The following is an 18251-nucleotide window of genomic DNA, read 5'->3' as shown; positions in this document are numbered from 1 at the left end:
CATGCCCACACAAGTACCGGACGGCCTGCCGTTGCCCCACCGCGAGCAACAAGCACCTCAGAGGCGGAAGACGACAGCGTCACCGACCTCTGTGCGAGTCACCCCCAGCCCGTCGGAAGGTCGGTCGAGAAGCCCCTCCCACGGCGTACCGGAGAGCTTCCCAGGCAACACGACCACGTTCTTCACCCCGAGCTCGCGCAGGTAGGCGATGCTGGGCTGGTCGGGGAAGCTGACGACGGCGTCGCGGACCCGGGCCTGGCTGTCCGGGGTGAAGCCACTGCCGCCGTTGACCATCTCCTGGAACCGGCTGGTCGACCAGAGCATCACCGGCTGGTCCAGGTTCTGGCTGCTGGGTAGGACCAGCAGCGGGCCGTCGACCGTACGCATCGCCGCCGGCTGCGCCGGCACGACCGGGTGCGGGGTGACGTTCAGCCCTTCCACGATCACCAGCAGCAGGGGCAGCAGAGTGGCCAGGCGCAGCCACGGGCCGGGCCACGGCGGCACCCGCTCGGCGGCCACCTCGCGTACCCGGGCGCAGAACGCGGTCACCGCACCCGCCGCCAGCAGGCCGAGCAGGAGAGTGGTCCAGAGCATCATCCGGCCCGGGGTCCGCAGCCCGTTCCAGCCGGGCAGGTAGTCGAACAGCGGCACGTAGCTGAACCGGCCGCCGAAGAACCGCGTGCCCATGGCCAGGACCATCGTCAGCAGCACCCCGGCGAGCAGGAAGAGCCGGTGCCGGACCCGCCAGACGGAGAAGAAGAGCCCGCCGGCAGCCAGGGCGTACAGCGCGAAGCCGGGCAGCAGCGTCATCTCGGGGTGCCAGGGCAGCACCGCCCGCGCCCCCTCGTGCAGCGGACCCCAGATCCGTGACTCGGCCGGGGCGGTGAAGAAGCCGCTCACCGGCGGCGAGTAGATTTCGATGTCGGCGAGGGTCCGGGCCGCGTTCGGGTGTTGCTGCGCAACCGTGAAGTACGGCAGCGCCAACAGCGCGCCCACCGCGGCGAAGAGCAGCCCGCCGAGCGCGTCGGCGAGGAGCAGCCGCCAACCGAACGGGCGCTTCACCCGCCCGACCACCCAGCGCCGGGCGAACCAGATCACGGCCGAGACCAGTACGACGCCGGCCAGCAGGTACGCGAACGGCAGCCCGATGCCGAAGCCCAGGCTGAGCTGCCATGCCGCCACCAGCCAGCCGGTGAACGCCCAACCGGCGTGGCGGCGGTGCGGACGGTAGCCGTAGCGCAGGGACCAGCCGTGGCCCCGGGCGAGCATCGCCAGCGCCAGCGGGATGCCGCCGTTCGAGAGGATGTGCAGGTGCCCAGCCTGGGCGAGCAGCCACGGGGCGTACGCGTAGCCGGCACCGGCCACCGCGGCCCCGATCCGGCCCGCGCCCAACTGCCGGGCCAGTGCGTACGCCCCGAGCGTGGCGAGCGCGTGCGCCAGCACGAACATGATGTTGTAGCGCAGCACGGCGGCCTCGGGACCGTGACCGAGCATGCCGGCCGGGGCGTACCCGAGCAGGGTGTCGGAGAAGGCGAAGCTCCAGGTCTCGGGGAAGAAGCTGTTCGAGTGCCAGAGCTGAGCCGGGTTGGTCAGCAGGATGTGCCCGGACCAGGCCATCTGCCAGGCCTGAAGGCTCGGGTCCCAGTAGTCCTGCGGCAGCGTGTAGTTCGGGTAGCGCAGCGTGGGCCAGGTCATCAGGACGGCCACCGCCAGCGAGGCGACGGTGGCCAGGGTCCACTCGTGGATCAGGAAGCGGCCCACCGCGCGGACCGCCCGGCGGGGCCGGGTGAGCACCGGGTCCGGAGCGGGGCCGAAGGCGGACCACGGATCGGCCGCCGTATCCGACTTGCCGTCGGCCTTCTTTCCGGACGCGTCGGCTTTCCCGGACGCGTCGGCTCTTCCGGACGCGTCGGCGGCGGTGTCGTCGCGGCCAGCCTTTCCGGCCGGCTCCGCGGCGGACTTTCCGGTGCCGTTCCCGTCGGTCGGCTGAGCCGTCCCGTTCGCCTTGCCGCCGGCGGATTTCGAGGTGGCGGGCTCGGTGGTCAACTCCTTCGTCGACGTGGCGGCTTGACCCGTGGCCGGCTCCTTCGCCGGCGTGGCGGTGTCCGCGCCCGGCTGCCGGATGACCGGCTCGGGCGTCGCCGCGACGGGGCCGTCCGGGTCGCTGCCGCCGGCGGTCGGCTGACCGTCGCTCCCGGCCGGGCGGCCGCCGTCGGTGGTGTCGGACTGCTCGGTGGTCATGCCGCCTTGCCCAACTGCTCCCGCAGGAAGGCGATGTCCGCCGCCTGGCCCGCGACGCCGCCCGGGGTCTCCACGATGACCGGCGCGCCGGCCGCCCGGATCACCGCCACCACCAGCTCAGGGTCGATGGTCCCGCCGGTCAGGTTGTCGTGCCGGTCCTGCCCCGAGTTGAAGGCGCCCTTGGAGTTGTTCGCGTGGATCAGGTCGATCCGGCCGGTGATCGCCTTCACCCGGTCCACCAGCCCGAGCAGTTCCTCACCCCCGGCGTACGCGTGGCAGGTGTCCAGGCAGAAGCCCACCTCGTAGTCGGCGAGGGCGTCCCAGAGCCGGGCCAGGGCGTCGAGGTGACGGGCGCAGGCGTTGTCACCGCCGGCGGTGTTCTCGATCAGGACCGGGAGCGGGAAGCCGCCCGAGTCCGCGGCGTACGCGAAGGTCTTGCGCCAGTTGTCGAATCCGGCGGCGAGGTCGTCGCCGGCGTTGACGTGGCCGCCGTGCACGATCAGGCCCTTGGCACCGACGGCCGCCGCGGCGGTGGCGTGGCCGAGGAGCAGCTTGCGGCTGGGGATGCGGATCCGGTTGTTCAGGGTGGCCACGTTGATGACGTACGGCGCGTGGACGTAGAGGTCGACGCCCGCGTCACGTAGCCGGTCGGCGTCCTCCCGTGGCTTCGGGGCCTTCCAACCCTGTGGGTCGGCGAGGAAGAACTGCACGGCCTCGGCGTCCCGGGCGGCGGCCTCGGCCAACGGGTCGGACGGATCGACGTGGGCTCCGATTCGCATGCAGGGCAGCCTACGTCGCGCCCCTGACGAGCGGGGTGACCGCAGCCGGCCGGCGTACCGACGGCGGCGTGTGACGGGCACGTCGCGCCGGGCGTCACCCGCCGGCCGGGCGCTCGTTTTCCAGGTGGGATCGACGGTCAACCCTGCACCCGGGCCCGGGTCCACAGCGGGTACTGGTGCAGGGGAGACCCCCGGAAACGGGACGCCCCGCCGTGCGGCCCGGCACGACGGGGCGGGATCCTCCGACTCGTCAGACCCGACGGCCAAGCATCCGGTCGGTGGGGCAAATTCCTCCATTTCCCCCAAGAGGTGACGAGAGCCGTTGTATGGTCAGACCAGATGACAACACGATAAAGCTCCGCGGGGCGTCCTCGATCCAACCTCATCGGTGTGGTCGTTCCTCCCCAGGTCCCACCCAAGGAATGCGGACGGGACGCCCCGCGGCCCTGTGGACAGGGGCCCACCACCGGTACGCGACGCCGGCGGTGGGCCCCTGTCGCCGCGCCCGGGCGCCGCGCACGACCGGCCCGGGCATGATCGTCCGGACCGGGTATCCTGGTCCGGTTGTCCGCGCCCGGCCGGGTCCCCCCGCTGCCGGTCACGGGCCACGACGCACGACCTCCTGCCACGGAAGGACCGTGGCCGCTTAGCCCACAGGAGGTGAGCACGTCTTGCGTCATTACGAGATCATGGTGATCCTCGACCCCAGCCTCGAGGAGCGCACCGTCGCCCCGTCGCTCGACACGTACCTGAACGTGATCCGGACCGCGGGTGGCTCGGTGGAGAAGACCGACGTGTGGGGCCGCCGGCGCCTCGCGTACGAGATCAGCAAGAAGGCCGAGGGCATCTACGCCGTCATCGACCTCCAGGCGACGCCTGAGGCGGTGGCCGAGCTGGACCGTCAGCTGCGGCTCAACGAGTCCGTGCTGCGCACCAAGGTCATCCGGCCGGAGATGCGCTGACATTCGACCCGGCACGTCCGGATCAAGCCTCGTCGATGGTGTCGGAGGGCTCTGAGAGCCTGTAGGGCAACACGATGAGTGCGCGAGGAGATGGTCATGGCAGGAGACACCACCATCACGGTCATCGGCAACCTGACCGATGACCCCGAGTTGCGGTTCACCCCCTCCGGGGCGGCCGTCGCCAAGTTCCGGGTCGCCTCGACGCCCCGCTTCATGGACAAGGCGTCCGGCGAGTGGAAGGACGGCGAGCCGCTGTTCCTCTCGTGCACGGTCTGGCGGCAGGCCGCCGAGAACGTCGCCGAGTCGCTGCAGCGCGGCGCCCGGGTGATCGTGTCCGGCCGGCTGCGTCAGCGGTCGTACGAGACCCGCGAGGGTGAGAAGCGCACCGTCATCGAGCTGGAGGTCGACGAGATCGGCCCGTCGCTGCGCTACGCCACGGCGAAGGTGCAGAAGATGTCCCGCTCGGGTGGCGGTGGCGGCTTCGGTGGTGGTGGCGGCCAGGGCGGCGGCGGAGGCAACTTCGACGACCCCTGGGCCTCGGCTGCCCCGGCTCCCTCGCGCGGTGGTTCGGGCGGCGGAAACTTCGACGAGGAGCCCCCGTTCTAATGGCGCCGAGCGCCCGCGATCGCAAACCAGGAGCAAGAGCAATGGCCAAGGCTGCGGCACTGCGCAAGCCGAAGAAGAAGGTGAACCCGCTCGACAAGGACGGGATCACCTACATCGATTACAAGGACACCGCGCTGCTGCGCAAGTTCATCTCCGACCGCGGCAAGATCCGTGCTCGGCGGGTGACCGGCGTTACCTCGCAGCAGCAGCGGCAGATCGCCCGTGCGGTCAAGAACGCCCGCGAGATGGCGCTCCTGCCGTACACGGCCACGACCCGCTGAGAGGAGGCACGGACATGAAGATCATCCTGACTCAGGAGGTGTCCGGCCTCGGCACTCCGGGCGACATCGTCGAGGTGAAGAACGGCTACGGCCGTAACTACCTGCTGCCGCAGGGCTTCGCGATCGCCTGGACCAAGGGTGCGGAGAAGCAGGTCACGGTCATCAAGCGGGCCCGCGCGGCCCGGGAGATCCGCGACCTCGGCCACGCCAACGAGGTCAAGGCCCAGATCGAGGGCCTGAAGGTCAACCTGAAGGCCCGCGCCGGCGACGGCGGCCGGCTCTTCGGCTCGGTCACCCCGGCCGAGGTCGTCGAGGCCGTCAAGGCCGCCGGTGGTCCGAGCCTGGACCGCCGCCGGCTGGAACTGCCCGGTCACATCAAGTCGACCGGCTCCTACCCGGTGAGCATCAAGCTGCACCCCGAGGTGACCGCCAAGTTCAACCTGAACGTCACCCCGAGCTGACAGCGGACAGCACGACGGAAGGGCCCGCACCGGTCTCCCGGTGCGGGCCCTTCCGCATGCTCCTTGCGACAACGCAAGAGCGGCGCGTCTTACGCCGCGCCGCGACCTGGAGCCGTCGTCCGGCGACTTCGCCGTTGCCGATCAGCCGATCGGCTGCCCGGTCACCACGCTGATCATCACCGTCGACAGGCCGCCACCGACCACCGCCGCCGCCAGCGCCACCGCCCCCGACCGCCACGTCGCCCCGAAACCGCGCAGCACCACCGCGACGACCAGGCTGCTCAGCAGCGCCAGCCCGAACCGCGGCGCACCCGCGACCAGCGAGGCGAACGCGTGCGCCCGCGGCGAATCACAACCCCCGCCGGTGATGTCCGTGACGCACCCCGTTGGGGCCTGCCCGTCGAGGAACAGCAGCCCCACGAAGACCAGCAGCGCGGGCACCAGATAACAGGCGGCGGTGTAGACCAGCGACCGGACCGGACCGCCCGGATCCGGATCCAGCAGGTCACCGGCCAGCCGGGTCCCCGACCAGAATCCCTCCGCCTGCTCCGGCGACGCCCAACCTTCCCGGACCGGCTTCGGCGGCATCGTCCGGTGGTCGACCTCGGCGTACCGGCCCCACTCGCCGGTGTCGGTGAGCCGGTCCTGCTCGCCAGTGTGCTCCGTCCGGTCCCAGCGGTCGGCGCCCTCCGCCTGGTCCCACCGGCCCGTGGCCGAACGGGCCCAGGCGTGCACACCCGAGGCGTCCCACGGGTCGACCACCGGCGGCGCCACCGGATCAGGCTCGGCCGACCGGCCCCGCTCCCACGGGTCCACCGCCGGCCGGGACCAGGACTCCGAGGCCCCCCGCCGGCTCCGCCCGGCATCCGACCGGTCCTCCTGCCCGCCCGAGGCGGTGCTGTCCTCCAGGCCCGACCGGGTCACCGGCGGCCGGCGCGACTGCGCGCGGCGCGGCCGGCTCCGCACGGCCGGCCCCGACCCCGGCTCGTCCTCGGTGGACTCGGCCCGTCGGCTCCCGACGTACCCCTGCTCCTGCGGGGTGTCCAGGGTCCACTCGGCGGTGTGCTCGCCGGCTGGGCCGGCGTCGCCGGCCGGCAGCCCGCGCCGGGCAGCCTCCCGGCGCCATCCGACGTCCGGCCGCCAGCCACCATCCGGGTACGGCGGCTCGACGTCTTCATCGTCGTCGGGCGCGGCGTGGCGACCCCTGCCGTCCGCCCGGCGGACGCCCGACTCCACCGCCCATTGCGGAAGGTACGTGTCCACCGGCTCCTGCTGGCCGCGCTCGATGGCGCGGCGGCTCGGGGTGCGGTAGCGCTCGGGCGCGTACGACGCCGAGCTGGAGGCGACCGGGAACGACTCGGCGGGCTCGTCCCACGGGGAGATCGGCTGGCGCTCGCGCGGGCTGCCCTCCCCGCCTCCCCAGTCCCGGTGTCTCACGGCCGGAGCGTGACCCCTTCTCAACCAAAATGCAATCAGCTGCCCAGGTGTAGCCGTTCGCGGTGATGGTACGGGACGAACGGTGCCCAGGCCCGACCGGAAATCTGTCGTCCACAGGCTGTGGATTGCAGAACCGCAGGTCAGAGGCGGTCGAGCCAGGATTCTCCAGCACTTGTCCACACCCTGTGCACACGCTGCGCACATGTCCGTCCCCGGGCGTCCACAGGTTGTCCCGAGGCTCGTCCACCGGCATTGTTGAGGGTCTGACCTCGGGTTCCGTATCGTGGTCCCCCGACCGTCCGGGCGGTGGCCCCCGATCGACCGGAGGGTCGTCGGAGATGTCATACCCCGGCGGTAGAGCTGGACTCGATCCGACGCAGCGAGGGGGGACCCGTGTCGGTCACCGACGACGCGCGGACGGAGCGGACCGGGGGGCCGCCGCCCGCACAGGCACAACGGGACGCGCAGTTCGAGAAGACCCCGCCCCAGGACGTGGCCGCTGAGCAGTGCGTCCTCGGCGGCATGCTGCTCTCCAAGGACGCCATCGCCGATGTCGTGGAGATCCTGAAGTCCAACGACTTCTACCGCCCGGTGCACGCCACCATCTTCGACGCGATCCTCGACATCTACGGCCGGGGCGAGCCGGCCGACCCGATCACCGTCGCCGCCGCCCTGGCCGACTCCGGCGACCTGGCCCGGATCGGCGGCGCGCCCTACCTGCACACGCTGATCGCCAGCGTGCCCACCGCCGCCAACGCCGCCTACTACGCGCGCATCGTCGGCGAGCGCGCGGTGCTGCGTCGGCTGGTCGAGGCCGGCACCAAGATCGTCCAGCTCGGGTACGGCACCGGCCAGGGCGGCAGCCGGGACGTCGACGACATCGTCGACCTCGCCCAGCAGGCGGTCTACGAGGTGACCGAGAAGCGGGTCAGCGAGGATTTCGCCATCCTGGCCGACATGCTCCAGCCGACGCTGGACGAGATCGAGGCCGTGGGTGCCCAGGGCGGCGTGATGACCGGGGTGCCGACCGGCTTCAGCGACCTCGACCGGCTGTTGAACGGCCTGCACCCGGGCCAACTCATCATCGTGGCCGGTAGGCCCGGTTTGGGCAAGTCGACGGCAAGTATGGATTTTGCCCGAAATGCCTCCATTCGCTCCAACCACGCGTCGGCGATCTTCTCGCTGGAAATGAGCAAGGTCGAGATCGTCATGCGACTCCTCTCGGCCGAGGCGCGCGTGCCGCTGCACGTGCTGCGCAGCGGCCAGCTCTCCGACGACGACTGGACCAAGCTGGCCCGCTGCATGGGCGAGATCAGTGAGGCGCCGCTCTTCGTAGACGACACGCCGAGCATGAACCTGATGGAGATCCGGGCCAAGGCGCGGCGGCTCAAGCAGAAGCACGACCTCAAGCTGATCGTGGTCGACTACCTCCAGCTGATGACCTCGCCCAAGCGCACCGAGAGCCGGCAGCAGGAGGTGGCCGACCTTTCCCGTGGCCTCAAGCTGCTGGCCAAGGAGGTCGAGTGCCCGGTGATCGCGGTGAGCCAGCTGAACCGTGGCCCCGAGCAGCGCACCGACAAGCGGCCCCAATTGTCCGATCTGCGTGAATCGGGATCAATTGAGCAAGATGCGGACGTGGTCATCCTGCTGCATCGCGACGACTACTACGACAAGGAGTCGCCGCGGGCCGGGGAAGCCGACTTCATCGTTGCCAAACACAGGAATGGCCCCACCGACACTGTGACGGTCGCGGCCCAGCTGCACCTGTCCCGCTTCGTCGACATGGCCATCGTCTGACCCGTCCCGCCGCGTTCAGCCGAGCAGCGGGAACCAGCCGGCGGACTCGCCCAGGTCCCGCCGGTCGCGGTCGGTGAGCGGGATCCGGCCGGTGGCCTTGAGCAGATACTCCCGGTCGTCCCAGCCGGTCGGCCGGACCGCGTCGTCGCTGAGCAGGCCGTCGACGGTGGTCACCGCGACGCTGACGGCGGCGGCGCCGGGTGGCGGTGCGTCCGGCAGATCGACCACCAGGTCGAGGTGGTGGACGACGGCCTCCGTGGTGAGGGTGGCCAGCAGATCGGGTACGGCGATCACCTGGCCCTGGGTGGTGACGCAGGCGTGCGGATCAGCGCCGTGCACGGCCGCGCCGGCCGCGCGGACGGCGGCGGGGGCGGTGTCGCACCAGAGCCGCACCACCTCGCTGGGCCGGTCGAAGGCGGCGGCCGAGCGGCGGACCCACCAGGCGTGCCGCACGCTGGCCTCGTCGCCGCCTCCCCGGGTGAACGCGCGCCAGTAGCTGACGTCGTCCACGTCGGCCGGGCGGTCGGCGGGGCTGGCGAGCGCGACCAGGGCCCGCTGGGCGTCGCACAGGATGTGGAAGAGCAGGTCGGCGACGAGCCATCCCCGGCAGCGGGTCGGTCGTTGCAGGTCGGCGTCGTCGAGATCGGCGACCACTCGGGTGATGCCGTCGTAGGCCTGCGCCAGGGCGATGTGCTGCCCGGTGGGCTTCATGGGGGTGAGCGTCGCACACGAAACGCCGCGCGGCACCTCGACGGAGGTGCCGCGCGGCGGGCCGGGATGCGCCCCGGCCCTGCCGGGCACCGGTCAGTCGAAGAGCTCGCCGAGGAAGCCGTGGCGCTTCTTGCGGCGGTAGTGGCCGTGGTAGCCGTGGTGCTGGCCGTGGCCGTACGCGGGCTGCGCGTAGCCGTGGCCGGGCGGCGGCGGAGGGGGCGGGACGGCGCCGTAGCCGGGCTGGTGCGGGGCTGCGGCGGGTGGCGGTGGGGGCGGCGGGGCGTAGCCGCCGGCGGCCGGGGCGGCCGGCTGGGGGCTGTGCTGCTGGTTCCAGTTCGCCTCGGCCTCGAACAGCTTCTCGAGCTCGCCGCGGTCGAGGAAGATGCCCCGGCACTCGCCGCACTGGTCGATGATCACTCCGCTGCGCTCGTACTGGCGCATTTCGCCATGACATTTGGGACAGGTGAGCTGCATGGCACCGACGGTACCCGGTGACCTCACGCGGTGGCCTTCAGCGTTTCCGTCACCTCGTTGTCGGAGACCTCGTGGAAGTCCTCGTAGTACGCGCCGACCGCCATGAAGTCGGGCGGCGTCTCCAGAATGACCACCTGGTCGGCCTCGCCGGCCAGCATCTCGTACGCCTCCCGGGAGCCCACCGGCACGGCCACGACGACCCGGGCCGCACCGATGTGGCGGGCGACCTGCACGGCGGCGCGGGCGGTGGCGCCGGTGGCCAGCCCGTCGTCGGCGATGACCGCCGTTCGCCCGGTGAGGTCGAGCGGCGGCCTGCCGGCCCGGTACAGGCCCTCGCGGCGCTCCAGTTCAGCCTGTTCCCGCTGCCGGACCTCGGCTTTGTCGACCTCGCTGAGCCGGTTCGCGACCATCTCGTTGAGGACCTGCACGCCGCCGGGGCCGAGCGCACCGTATGCCACCTCGGGTGCGAACGGCACGCCGAGCTTGCGGACCACCAGCACGTCGAGGGGCACGCCGAGCCGTTCGGCGATCACCCGGGCGACCTCCACGCCGCCGCGTACCAGCCCGAGCACGACGACCCCCGGCCGCCCGGCGAGGTCGGTGAGCTTGTCGGCGAGCATGCGGCCCGCCTCGGCTCGATCGCGATAGGTGGTCATGTCCTCAGGTTTACGCCCTGCCGACCGGCCGCGTCCGGGAGTTGGCGGAAGCGGCCCCGGCGGGCGCCTCCGGGCGTACCGCAGCTTCCGGGAGTGCCAGCGCGGGGGCCCAGACCAGCAGGGCGACCGGGTAGAGCAGGTAGCCGAAACGGGTCGAGGGCATCAGCAGGATCGCCGCGAGCAGTCCGTACCCGCAGATCAGCGCGATGGCGGCGGCGGTGTGCGGTGGCCGGCGGAGGAGCCGGACGGCGATCGCCGCCCCGGCCGCGACCAGCAGCGCGGCGGCGACGATCCGGCCGGCGGGCAGCGCGGTGGCGATCAGGTGGCCGGGGAACGGGGACTGCGCGGGACTGGTCACCAGCCCGTGCCCGAGCGGGAAGCGCAGCACGTTCTCCACCAGCGCGTCACGGTCGACCAGCAGGGCGGGGACCAGTGCGAGCGCCGGCAGCCCGAGGGCACCGAGGGCGGTGCGGAGGCCGGCCCGACGGGTGGCAGCCCAGCAGATAAGCACGAGCGCGACCGGCCAGGCAAAGAGTTTCAGGGCGCCCGCCGCGCCGACCGCCAGGCCGGCCCGACCGGGCCGCTCGGCGGCGGCGAAGGCCAGCCCGAGCAGGCAGAGCGCGAGTACGGGCAGGTCGTCGCCGCCGGTCGCCAGGGTGAGCGCGCAGACCGGCAGCACCGTGGCCGCCTGGACGGCCCGGAGCAGCGCGGCGTGGCGGCGCGGCGCGGCCGGGGCGGGCCGGCTGCGCAGCGTGGCCACCGCGAGGGCCAGCACACCGGCGGTGACCAGGGCGAACCAGACCCGCGCGTCGGTCCACCAGGCGTCGACGGCGGCCCGGGGCAGCCCGAACAGCGCCATGCCCGGCTGGTATGGGGTGTAGCCGAGCAGTTGCTCCGCCGGAGGTAGCGCGGCGATCGCGTCGTGCCCCAGGTAGGGGGTGCCGTGCTCGGCCAGCCGGGCGCCGGCGTGCTCGACCACGACCACCTCCTCCTGCGCCCGGTCGGTACGCCCGGCCGCCCGCTGGATGCTCTGCGCCACGACCGGCAGCAGCGCGGTGGTGGCCCAGGCGAACCCGGTGACCGCCCAGCGGGCGCCGAGTCCGGTGAGCGGTGCGTCGCAGCGGTGCCGCCGGGCGAGGAGTTGACCGGCCACGGCGAGCGCGGCCACCAGGTAGCCGACGGCGGCGAACGTGCCCCAGGCCCGGTGCGGGAGCAGGGTGGACGTGGCGGCGGTGACCCCGGCGAAGACCGCCGAGACGGCGTAGAGGCCCAGGTCGAGGGCGAGCCCGCCGGCGGCGGAGTCCACGGCCCGCCAGCGACGGAAGCTTCGATCGGGGTCGACGATCACGCGGCCCAGTCTGGCAGACGGGCGCCCCGGCGCCCGGGTCGTGCTCCTCGTCGCAGGGCCGGCCGGCGGCGGTGGGTTCCGCGTACCGCCAAGAGCTGGCGGATTACGCCGGGGGATCAGTGGTGGCTGGACTCGTCGGCGGTCTGGCCGGCAGCGGACGCCGACGTGGCGGCGCGCCCCCGGCCGGTACGGCGACCCGGCAGGCGGATCACCGCACCCGCGTCGTGCAGCGGCGCCACGAGGCTGCCCGGTCGGCCGCCCGCCCCCCGCTGGAGGGCGGCGAGCAGCGCTCCGGCCGGCAGCGGCCGGGCGAAAAGATGGCCCTGGCCGGCGGCGCACCCCAACTCCCAGAGCGCCCGCCGCTGCGGCTCGCTCTCCACGCCCTCGGCCACCACGGTCAGGTCGAGGCTGCGGCCCAGGTCGAGGGTGGAGCGGATCACGGCCGCGGCCTCGGCCGAACTCTCCATGGCGGTGACGAAGCTGCGGTCGATCTTCAACTCGTGCACCGGGATGCGGGACAGCAGCGACAGCGAGGAGTAGCCGGTGCCGAAGTCGTCGAGGGCCAGCCGTACGCCGGAGTCGCGCAGCCGGCTGAGCACCCGGTCCACCACGTCGAGCTGGCTGAGCGTAAGGGTCTCGGTCAGCTCCAGCACCAGCCGGTCCGGGGGCAGGTCGTGCGCCCGCAGCCGGGCCAGGACCGCCCCCGGGAAGCGGGCGTCGAGGAGGCTGCGGGGTGACACGTTCACCGAGACGGGCAGGTCGAAGCCGGCGGCCCGCCAGCTGCCGGCCGCGATCAGCGCCTGGTCGAGGATCGCCTCGGCGAACGCGGGCAGCAGCCCGGAGCGTTCCACCGCCTCGATGAAGCGTAGCGGGTCGATCATGCCGTGCGTCGGGTGGTGCCAGCGGGCCAGTGCCTCCGCACCGATCACCTCGCCGCTGCCCAGGTCTACGATCGGCTGGAAGTTGACGGTGAACTCGTGGTCGGCCACCGCGCGGGAGAGTTCGCCGCCGAGGGTGAGCCGGCCAAGGTCCGCGGTGTCCCGGGTCGGGGCGTACGTGGAGATCCGCTGGCCGGCCCGCTTCGCCTGGTACATCGCCACGTCGGCGCGACGCAGCAGCTCGGGCATCCCGCCATTGGCCGGGGCGACCGCGATGCCGCCGCTGGCCTCCACGCTGATCCGCATGCCGTCCAGGTCGAGCGGCTCGTGCAGGGCGGCCAGCAGCGCCTCGGCCCGGTGCGCGGCCACCGCCGGAGCGGGCAGCCCGCGCAGCAGCACGGCGAACTCGTCGCCGCCGAGCCGGGCCACCAGGTCGCCCGGGCGGGCCGCGCCGCGCAGCCGGTCGGCGACCTGCATCAGCACCCGGTCACCGGCGCCGTGCCCGAGGGTGTCGTTGACCTCCTTGAAGTGGTTGAGGTCGATCAGGACCAGCGCGGTGACGCCCTCAGCGTGCCGGGCGGTGAGCTGATCGGTGCCCTCATCGAGCAGGTGACGCCGGTTGGAGAGCCCGGTCAGGGCGTCGTGGGTGGCGGCGTACGCGTGCTCCTCGGCGATCCGGGCCAACTCGGCGTACGCCTGGGCGTTGCGGACTGCGGTGCAGAGCGCGGAGGCGAAGGTACGCAGGGTGTACTGCTCCCGCTCGGAAAGCTCGACGGGCCCGGCGAACCGGAGTCGCAGCACACCGACATCAGCGTTCTGGTCATGGCCTTCCAGGCGGGTCGCGAGCACCGAGCCCTTGATCACGCTGGGGTTACCGGCCGGCCCGCGGTAGGTGATGGCACCTCCGGCACCTCGGACGAGTCGCGACTCCTCGCGAAGCTCGATGTCGACCTCGTCGGCCGAGAAGAGTTCGGTGGCCTGGGTGACCGCAGTGGTGAGCACCTCGTCCAGGTCGACCACGTTGAGAGCGTCCGTGGTGCGGGCGAGACGTTGCCAGGCGTCCCGTTCCGCCCGGCTGCGTAGCCGGCTTGAGTAAGCGAGGTGCAGGCTCAGGACGAGTGGTGGGACGACCACCAGGAACGTCGGGTTGATCCGGAGGATCAGCAGGGTCGACAGGATCACCGAGAAGCGAGCGACGACGCTCGCCAACCGGAGGTCGAGCTGCTGGCGGAAGCGATTGAGGATCGGGGTCCGCGTCGCGAAGGCGAGAACGGGGAACATGAGCAGCTCATCCAGCACGACGACCGTCAGATAAGCCAGCACTAGGGCGGGGAGCGAGTGGGGAACCGGCCCCGACCAGGGCCATGTCCATCCGGACGCCACCAGCACCATCCCGCCCACCGCCGCCAGCGTCATTTCCTTGGCGACGCCGAAGGCCAGCTTGATGGGAGGGAGCCGACCGATCATCCGGGCGATCGCGACCCCCAGCCCGGTGGCGACGATCACCCATGGGACCGGGGCGACGGCCAGGCCGATCACCGAGGCCGCATCTGTCCAGGAGACGCCGTGGGTGGTGGCCCGGATACGGATCCGGACATTGACGGTGGCGGCAACCGCGACGAGGAATGTCAGAGTGGCGGCCCGCGTGAGATCGGCCGAGGTCGTCAGGCCCTGAACCTGGATGAGCCGGAGACTTGCCAGCAGCGTGATCGCGGCGGCAAACACGACGAGACCGACAAGCAGCAGCAGCCGCCGATCGGTCCCATTGTCGCGTGCGTTGGCGCGAGTCACGTTTCCTGCCTCCACCGCGCTCAAGCGTTGCGGTGCGTGTACCCGTACTGTACGGCCCGCTCAGGCGCCCGGGAAGGTTGATCACAGCCAGTCGTTGCCGCGCATCTGCTTCGCCCTTCACTCGATCCTGCGGAGCCGTTCGGTTTCGACCCCCACCGACGCGGGCTATCTTATGGCGTTTCGGCAGACTTGGTTACATTAGATGTCCATATGCGCATAATGCGCTAATGCTGTCTCCTCTTGTCACTCGCTGTCTTTGTCTGGAGACTGAACGCATATTCCGGGTGGCCTGCCAATGCTGATTATCGAGGCGGCGTCGACGGGATGTCTCTAGCAGTTTGGTTCCAGAGCCGGGCCGCGCGGTTGTCCCGGCAGTCGTCCAACCTGCCGTTCCACGCACCGAAAAAATGTCGTCGCTCTCTGATATCTTCTGAAAGTCGGGGGGTCGGATCGCGCGCTATCCGGCTTTAGGGCGGCTTACGCATATTCTGACGTGAAATGCAGTGGTTATTTGAATTTCGTTTACCACGCTGCGGAGGAAGGATTGACGGAGGTCCGTCTCCTGGGGGCACCGGAGGTGTGGCAGGGGTCGACCCGGCTTCCCCTGGGTACGCCGAAGCAGCAACTCGTGCTGGCGATGCTCGCCGTGCACGGCGGGCGAGTCGTCACGATCGAGTCGCTCGTCGACGAGTTGTGGCCGGATGAGCCGCCCCGCTCAGCCGTCGCGAACGTGCGGACGTACGCCGGCAATCTGCGGCGAACCTTCGAGAAGCACCAGGATCCCGTCCTCTCCCGTTCGCCGGGCGGCTACCGGCTGGAGCTGACCGACGAGTCGGTGGACGTACCCAGATTCGAATACCTCGTCGATGCGGCCGAAAGCGCGTGGGCACGCGGCGAGGTCGGCGAGGCCAGCACGCTGCTGGCGCGTAGTGGCGAGCTCTGGCGCGGCCCCCTGCTGGCCGGTCTGTCGCTGGGGCCGGTCCTCGCCGCCCGTCGGGCAGCCCTGGACGGGCAGCGTCTGTCCGCGATCGAACTCCGGGCGTGGCTGGATCTTCGGCTCGGTCGTAGCAGGCCCGCCATCGCCTTCCTCACCGATCACGTAGTCGCGCATCCCTACCGGGAACAGGCTCATGCGTTACTCGTTCGCGCGCTCTACATGGACGGCGATCCGGCCGGTGCACTGGCCGCGATCCGCCACGCGGAGTCCGTACTCAGGGAGCAGCTCGGCATCAAGCCCGGCGCGGAGTTGCAGGAGTTGCGCGAGCGGATCGTCAATCGGGAACCCCTTTTCGACTTCTCCGAGCCGCCTGCGCCGGATGGCCGCCCTCATGGTCAGGTCGCGCCGCGCAGGCACTCGGCAAAGGCCGCGTTCGGGAGTGAGGGCCGGCTGGCCGTCAACCATCTGCCCCGCGTGGTCGCCGACTTCGTCGGGCGGCGGGAGCTCACGGAGCGCCTCTTGACCGAGATCGCAGTGGCGGGCCAACGCACGTCACCTGTCCGTGTCATCCACGGCATGGCGGGAGGCGGCAAGACAGCCTTCGCCGTACATCTGGCGTATCAACTTGCCGACAGCCACCCCGATGCACAGCTCTTCATCGACCTACGGGGACATGCCGACGGCTTGCCCATCGACCCGGCGGAGGCACAGACCGCGCTGCTCCGGCAACTGGCGGTTCCCGCCGGCCGGATACCGACCGACCACGTCCTGAGGGGCGAGTTGTGGCAGCGCGAGCTGCGAGAGCGCCGAGCTGTCATCGTGCTGGACAACGCGGCCGGCAGTGATCAGGTCATACCCCTCCTGCCCGCTGCCCCTGGCTCGGTCGTGCTCGTAACGAGCCGCCGTCGACTGCTGGGCGGGGACACCGGCCCGCCCGTGCCGCTCCCGGCGCTGACCCCGGACGAGGCGGTGCAACTGCTCGCCCGTACCGCCGGCGCGGACCGAATTGAGCGTGAGCGGGAAGCGGCCATGGCGGTGGCGCGCCATTGCGGTCATCTGCCACTCGCCATCCGGCTGGCGGGAGGGCATCTCGCCCATCGACCCTCCTGGCGGGTTGCCGACCTGGCCCACCGTCTGAGCGTCGGTGGCACCGTACTGCGCCAGCTCGCCGTCGAGCAGCAGACGGTGGCGGGTGCCTTCAGCGCCTCCTACGAACCACTGGCCGAACCGGTCAAGCGGTTGTTCCGACTCGTCAGCGTGCATCCTGGTGCCCATTTCGATGTGGCGATGGCGGCGGCGCTGGCGGACCTGCCGTTCGATCGTGTGGAGGCGATGCTCGACGACCTCCTCGACCAGCACCTGATCGAGGAGATCGAGCCGGGCCGCTATCGTTTGCACGATTTGATGCGGCAGTACTCGGCCGAACTGTCCCAAGCGCCGGACGAGGCACGGGACCGGGAGGAGGCTGCCCACCGGCTTCTCGATCACGTGCTCCACGAATCGGTCGGTCGAGCGCAGCTTCTTGAGCCCTCGGCACTGCGCGCCCACGTCCGTCTGGCCCCGCCGCGACGACCCGATCTACTCGGCCGTTCCGACCCGCCCGACGTCGAGTGGCTGGAGCGGGAGCGTTCGAACCTCGTCGCTCTGATCGAGTTCGCGGAGCGGGAGGCTCTTCACCGGTACGCCTGGCGGCTCGCCCGCGCCATGTGGCGGTTCTGCTACATCCGCGGCTACTTCGAAGACATCCTTGTCACCCATCGTCGGGGGCTGGCTGCGGCGGAAAAGTGCGGCGACCGGGCGGCACAGGCGGTCATGAACAACTACCTGGCCTCCGCGTACACCCGTACCGGTAGCTACCTGGACTCGCTGCGGCACCTCGAAACGGCAGTGTCCATCTCCAGGGAGCTCGGCGACCGCGCCAATGAACACCGGTACCGGGCGAATCTCGTCGTCGTCCACTGGCTGACCGGCAGCCCGTCACGGTCGGTCAAGCTCGGGCGGCAACTTCTGCGAGAGCGCCTGGGGGGCGAGGCGGTCGATCCGATCCTGTCCCTGCCGAACCTCGGGTTCGCCTTTGCCACGCTGGGGCGTTACGCAGAGGCGATTCAGGCGCACCGGCAGCACCTGTTCCTCGGGCGGTGCCGGGGGAACCAGTACGACATTTCAAACGCTCTTGGTCATATCGCGTCCGTCGAGAACCGGCTAGGTCACTTCACCAAGGCGGTTCGGCTCATCACTGCGTCTCTTCGGCTGCGGGACCGGACCGGGCACCGGTTCGGGGAGGCGGAGGCCCGCAACGACCTGGGGATCGCGTATCGCCACCTGGGCCGGCTCGATGCGGCGCGAGAGCAGCACGAGTTGGCTCTGCAGATCGCGGGCGACTCTGGGGAACGGCATGTGCAGGCAGCCGTGCTGAACGACCTCGGCACGACGCTGGCGGTCATCGGGAGCACCGATGGGGCGATGGCCGCCCATCGCCGTGCCCTCGAACTCGCGACCCGCATCGCGCATCCGTACGAGCAGGGGCGTGCCCTTGTCGCGCTGGCTGACCACCTCGACGACGACGAGCCGGACGAGGCCCTTCGGTACCGCCGGCGTGCCTTGGCGATCTTCGGGCGTATCGGTGCGCCCGAGCGGCGGGACCTGGCCCGGCGCCTCGCCGGGGACGACACCGCCGACCGGGCCGGATCGCGTTCGGCGGGGACCGGTTGACGGCTTATCGATTTCTTATCGCGGCGCCCGCTACCGTCCTCCGCGTGTCGACCGAACGGGGGTGGTCCAGCCAGCGGCGGACCCGGTCGACGGGACGCCCGCCGTCAGGTTCCCCCCAGCGACTGGACGGTGGGTGGCTGAGGGAGGAGCGCGGTGCGGCGCGATCGGCACGCTCGGCAC

The 18251-nt window shown here is 71.4% G+C and carries 14 protein-coding genes; 6 read left to right on the top strand and 8 right to left on the bottom strand.

What is annotated here, in order from left to right; genetic code table 11:
* Positions 1–57: 57 nt before the first annotated feature.
* Together ABZ783_RS03900 and ABZ783_RS03895 are read right to left on the bottom strand one after the other, a co-directional pair.
* Positions 58–2241, bottom strand: coding sequence for a hypothetical protein (locus ABZ783_RS03900; RefSeq protein WP_357434403.1), 2184 nt, complete (start codon positions 2239–2241; stop codon positions 58–60).
* Positions 2238–3020, bottom strand: coding sequence for a deoxyribonuclease IV (locus tag ABZ783_RS03895; protein ID WP_357434402.1), 783 nt, complete (start codon positions 3018–3020; stop codon positions 2238–2240). Before ABZ783_RS03895 ends, ABZ783_RS03900 begins: the two co-directional genes overlap by 4 nt.
* Positions 3021–3691: 671 nt before the next feature.
* Here ABZ783_RS03895 and rpsF point away from each other — a divergent pair.
* The 4 genes from rpsF (at position 3692) to rplI (ending at position 5330) form a co-directional block, all read left to right on the top strand.
* Entirely contained in the window at positions 3692–3982 is a 291-nt protein-coding gene (rpsF, locus tag ABZ783_RS03890) for a 30S ribosomal protein S6 (protein ID WP_073836992.1), read from the top strand.
* Between the two features lie 78 nt (positions 3983–4060).
* Positions 4061–4588, top strand: a complete 528-nt coding sequence (locus ABZ783_RS03885) for a single-stranded DNA-binding protein (RefSeq protein ID WP_198940427.1) — start codon at positions 4061–4063, stop codon at positions 4586–4588.
* A 41-nt stretch (positions 4589–4629) separates the two neighbouring features.
* Complete coding sequence (gene rpsR / locus ABZ783_RS03880) at positions 4630–4869, top strand: 30S ribosomal protein S18 (protein ID WP_013289355.1); 240 nt, start codon at positions 4630–4632, stop codon at positions 4867–4869.
* 14 nt (positions 4870–4883) lie between these two features.
* The gene (gene rplI / locus ABZ783_RS03875; protein ID WP_357434401.1) at positions 4884–5330 is read left to right on the top strand and encodes a 50S ribosomal protein L9; all 447 of its coding nucleotides are present in this window, start codon (positions 4884–4886) and stop codon (positions 5328–5330) included.
* 141 nt (positions 5331–5471) lie between these two features.
* Here rplI and ABZ783_RS03870 read toward each other — a convergent pair whose 3' ends face one another.
* Entirely contained in the window at positions 5472–6767 is a 1296-nt protein-coding gene (locus ABZ783_RS03870; RefSeq protein ID WP_357434400.1) for a hypothetical protein, read from the bottom strand.
* A 393-nt stretch (positions 6768–7160) separates the two neighbouring features.
* Between ABZ783_RS03870 and dnaB the strand changes: the two genes are divergently transcribed.
* Positions 7161–8564: a replicative DNA helicase gene (gene dnaB / locus ABZ783_RS03865; protein WP_073836995.1), complete on the top strand. Its 1404-nt coding sequence runs from the start codon at positions 7161–7163 to the stop codon at positions 8562–8564.
* A 15-nt stretch (positions 8565–8579) separates the two neighbouring features.
* Here the strand turns inward: dnaB and ABZ783_RS03860 are convergent, their stop codons facing one another.
* The 5 genes from ABZ783_RS03860 to ABZ783_RS03840 all read right to left on the bottom strand — a co-directional run bounded on the left by ABZ783_RS03860 (position 8580) and on the right by ABZ783_RS03840 (position 14422).
* Entirely contained in the window at positions 8580–9275 is a 696-nt protein-coding gene (locus ABZ783_RS03860) for a maleylpyruvate isomerase N-terminal domain-containing protein (protein WP_357434399.1), read from the bottom strand.
* Between the two features lie 93 nt (positions 9276–9368).
* Positions 9369–9749, bottom strand: coding sequence for a zf-TFIIB domain-containing protein (locus ABZ783_RS03855; protein ID WP_357434398.1), 381 nt, complete (start codon positions 9747–9749; stop codon positions 9369–9371).
* A gap of 23 nt (positions 9750–9772) precedes the next feature.
* Positions 9773–10405: a phosphoribosyltransferase family protein gene (locus tag ABZ783_RS03850; protein WP_357434397.1), complete on the bottom strand. Its 633-nt coding sequence runs from the start codon at positions 10403–10405 to the stop codon at positions 9773–9775.
* 10 nt (positions 10406–10415) lie between these two features.
* The gene (locus ABZ783_RS03845) at positions 10416–11750 is read right to left on the bottom strand and encodes a glycosyltransferase 87 family protein (RefSeq protein ID WP_357434762.1); all 1335 of its coding nucleotides are present in this window, start codon (positions 11748–11750) and stop codon (positions 10416–10418) included.
* A 119-nt stretch (positions 11751–11869) separates the two neighbouring features.
* Entirely contained in the window at positions 11870–14422 is a 2553-nt protein-coding gene (locus ABZ783_RS03840) for a bifunctional diguanylate cyclase/phosphodiesterase (protein ID WP_357434396.1), read from the bottom strand.
* A gap of 493 nt (positions 14423–14915) precedes the next feature.
* Here ABZ783_RS03840 and ABZ783_RS03835 point away from each other — a divergent pair, with 493 nt between their 5' ends.
* Entirely contained in the window at positions 14916–18071 is a 3156-nt protein-coding gene (locus ABZ783_RS03835; RefSeq protein ID WP_357434395.1) for a BTAD domain-containing putative transcriptional regulator, read from the top strand.
* Positions 18072–18251: the final 180 nt, after the last annotated feature.

The organism is Micromonospora sp. NPDC047738, from assembly GCF_040642675.1.
Taxonomy (GTDB): Bacteria; Actinomycetota; Actinomycetes; order Mycobacteriales; family Micromonosporaceae; genus Micromonospora.
Note: the sequence above shows the minus strand (reverse complement) of the source record. Positions and strands in the feature narration are given on the sequence as shown.

What these genes read in the sequence shown, in the direction of transcription:
- ABZ783_RS03900 (WP_357434403.1), bottom strand. Translation starts at nt 2,241, where the DNA reads ATGACCACCGAGCAGTCCGACACCACCGACGGCGGCCGCCCGGCCGGG.
- ABZ783_RS03895 (WP_357434402.1), bottom strand. Translation starts at nt 3,020, where the DNA reads ATGCGAATCGGAGCCCACGTCGATCCGTCCGACCCGTTGGCCGAGGCC.
- rpsR (WP_013289355.1), top strand. Translation starts at nt 4,630, where the DNA reads ATGGCCAAGGCTGCGGCACTGCGCAAGCCGAAGAAGAAGGTGAACCCG.
- rplI (WP_357434401.1), top strand. Translation starts at nt 4,884, where the DNA reads ATGAAGATCATCCTGACTCAGGAGGTGTCCGGCCTCGGCACTCCGGGC.
- ABZ783_RS03860 (WP_357434399.1), bottom strand. Translation starts at nt 9,275, where the DNA reads ATGAAGCCCACCGGGCAGCACATCGCCCTGGCGCAGGCCTACGACGGC.
- ABZ783_RS03855 (WP_357434398.1), bottom strand. Translation starts at nt 9,749, where the DNA reads ATGCAGCTCACCTGTCCCAAATGTCATGGCGAAATGCGCCAGTACGAG.
- ABZ783_RS03850 (WP_357434397.1), bottom strand. Translation starts at nt 10,405, where the DNA reads ATGACCACCTATCGCGATCGAGCCGAGGCGGGCCGCATGCTCGCCGAC.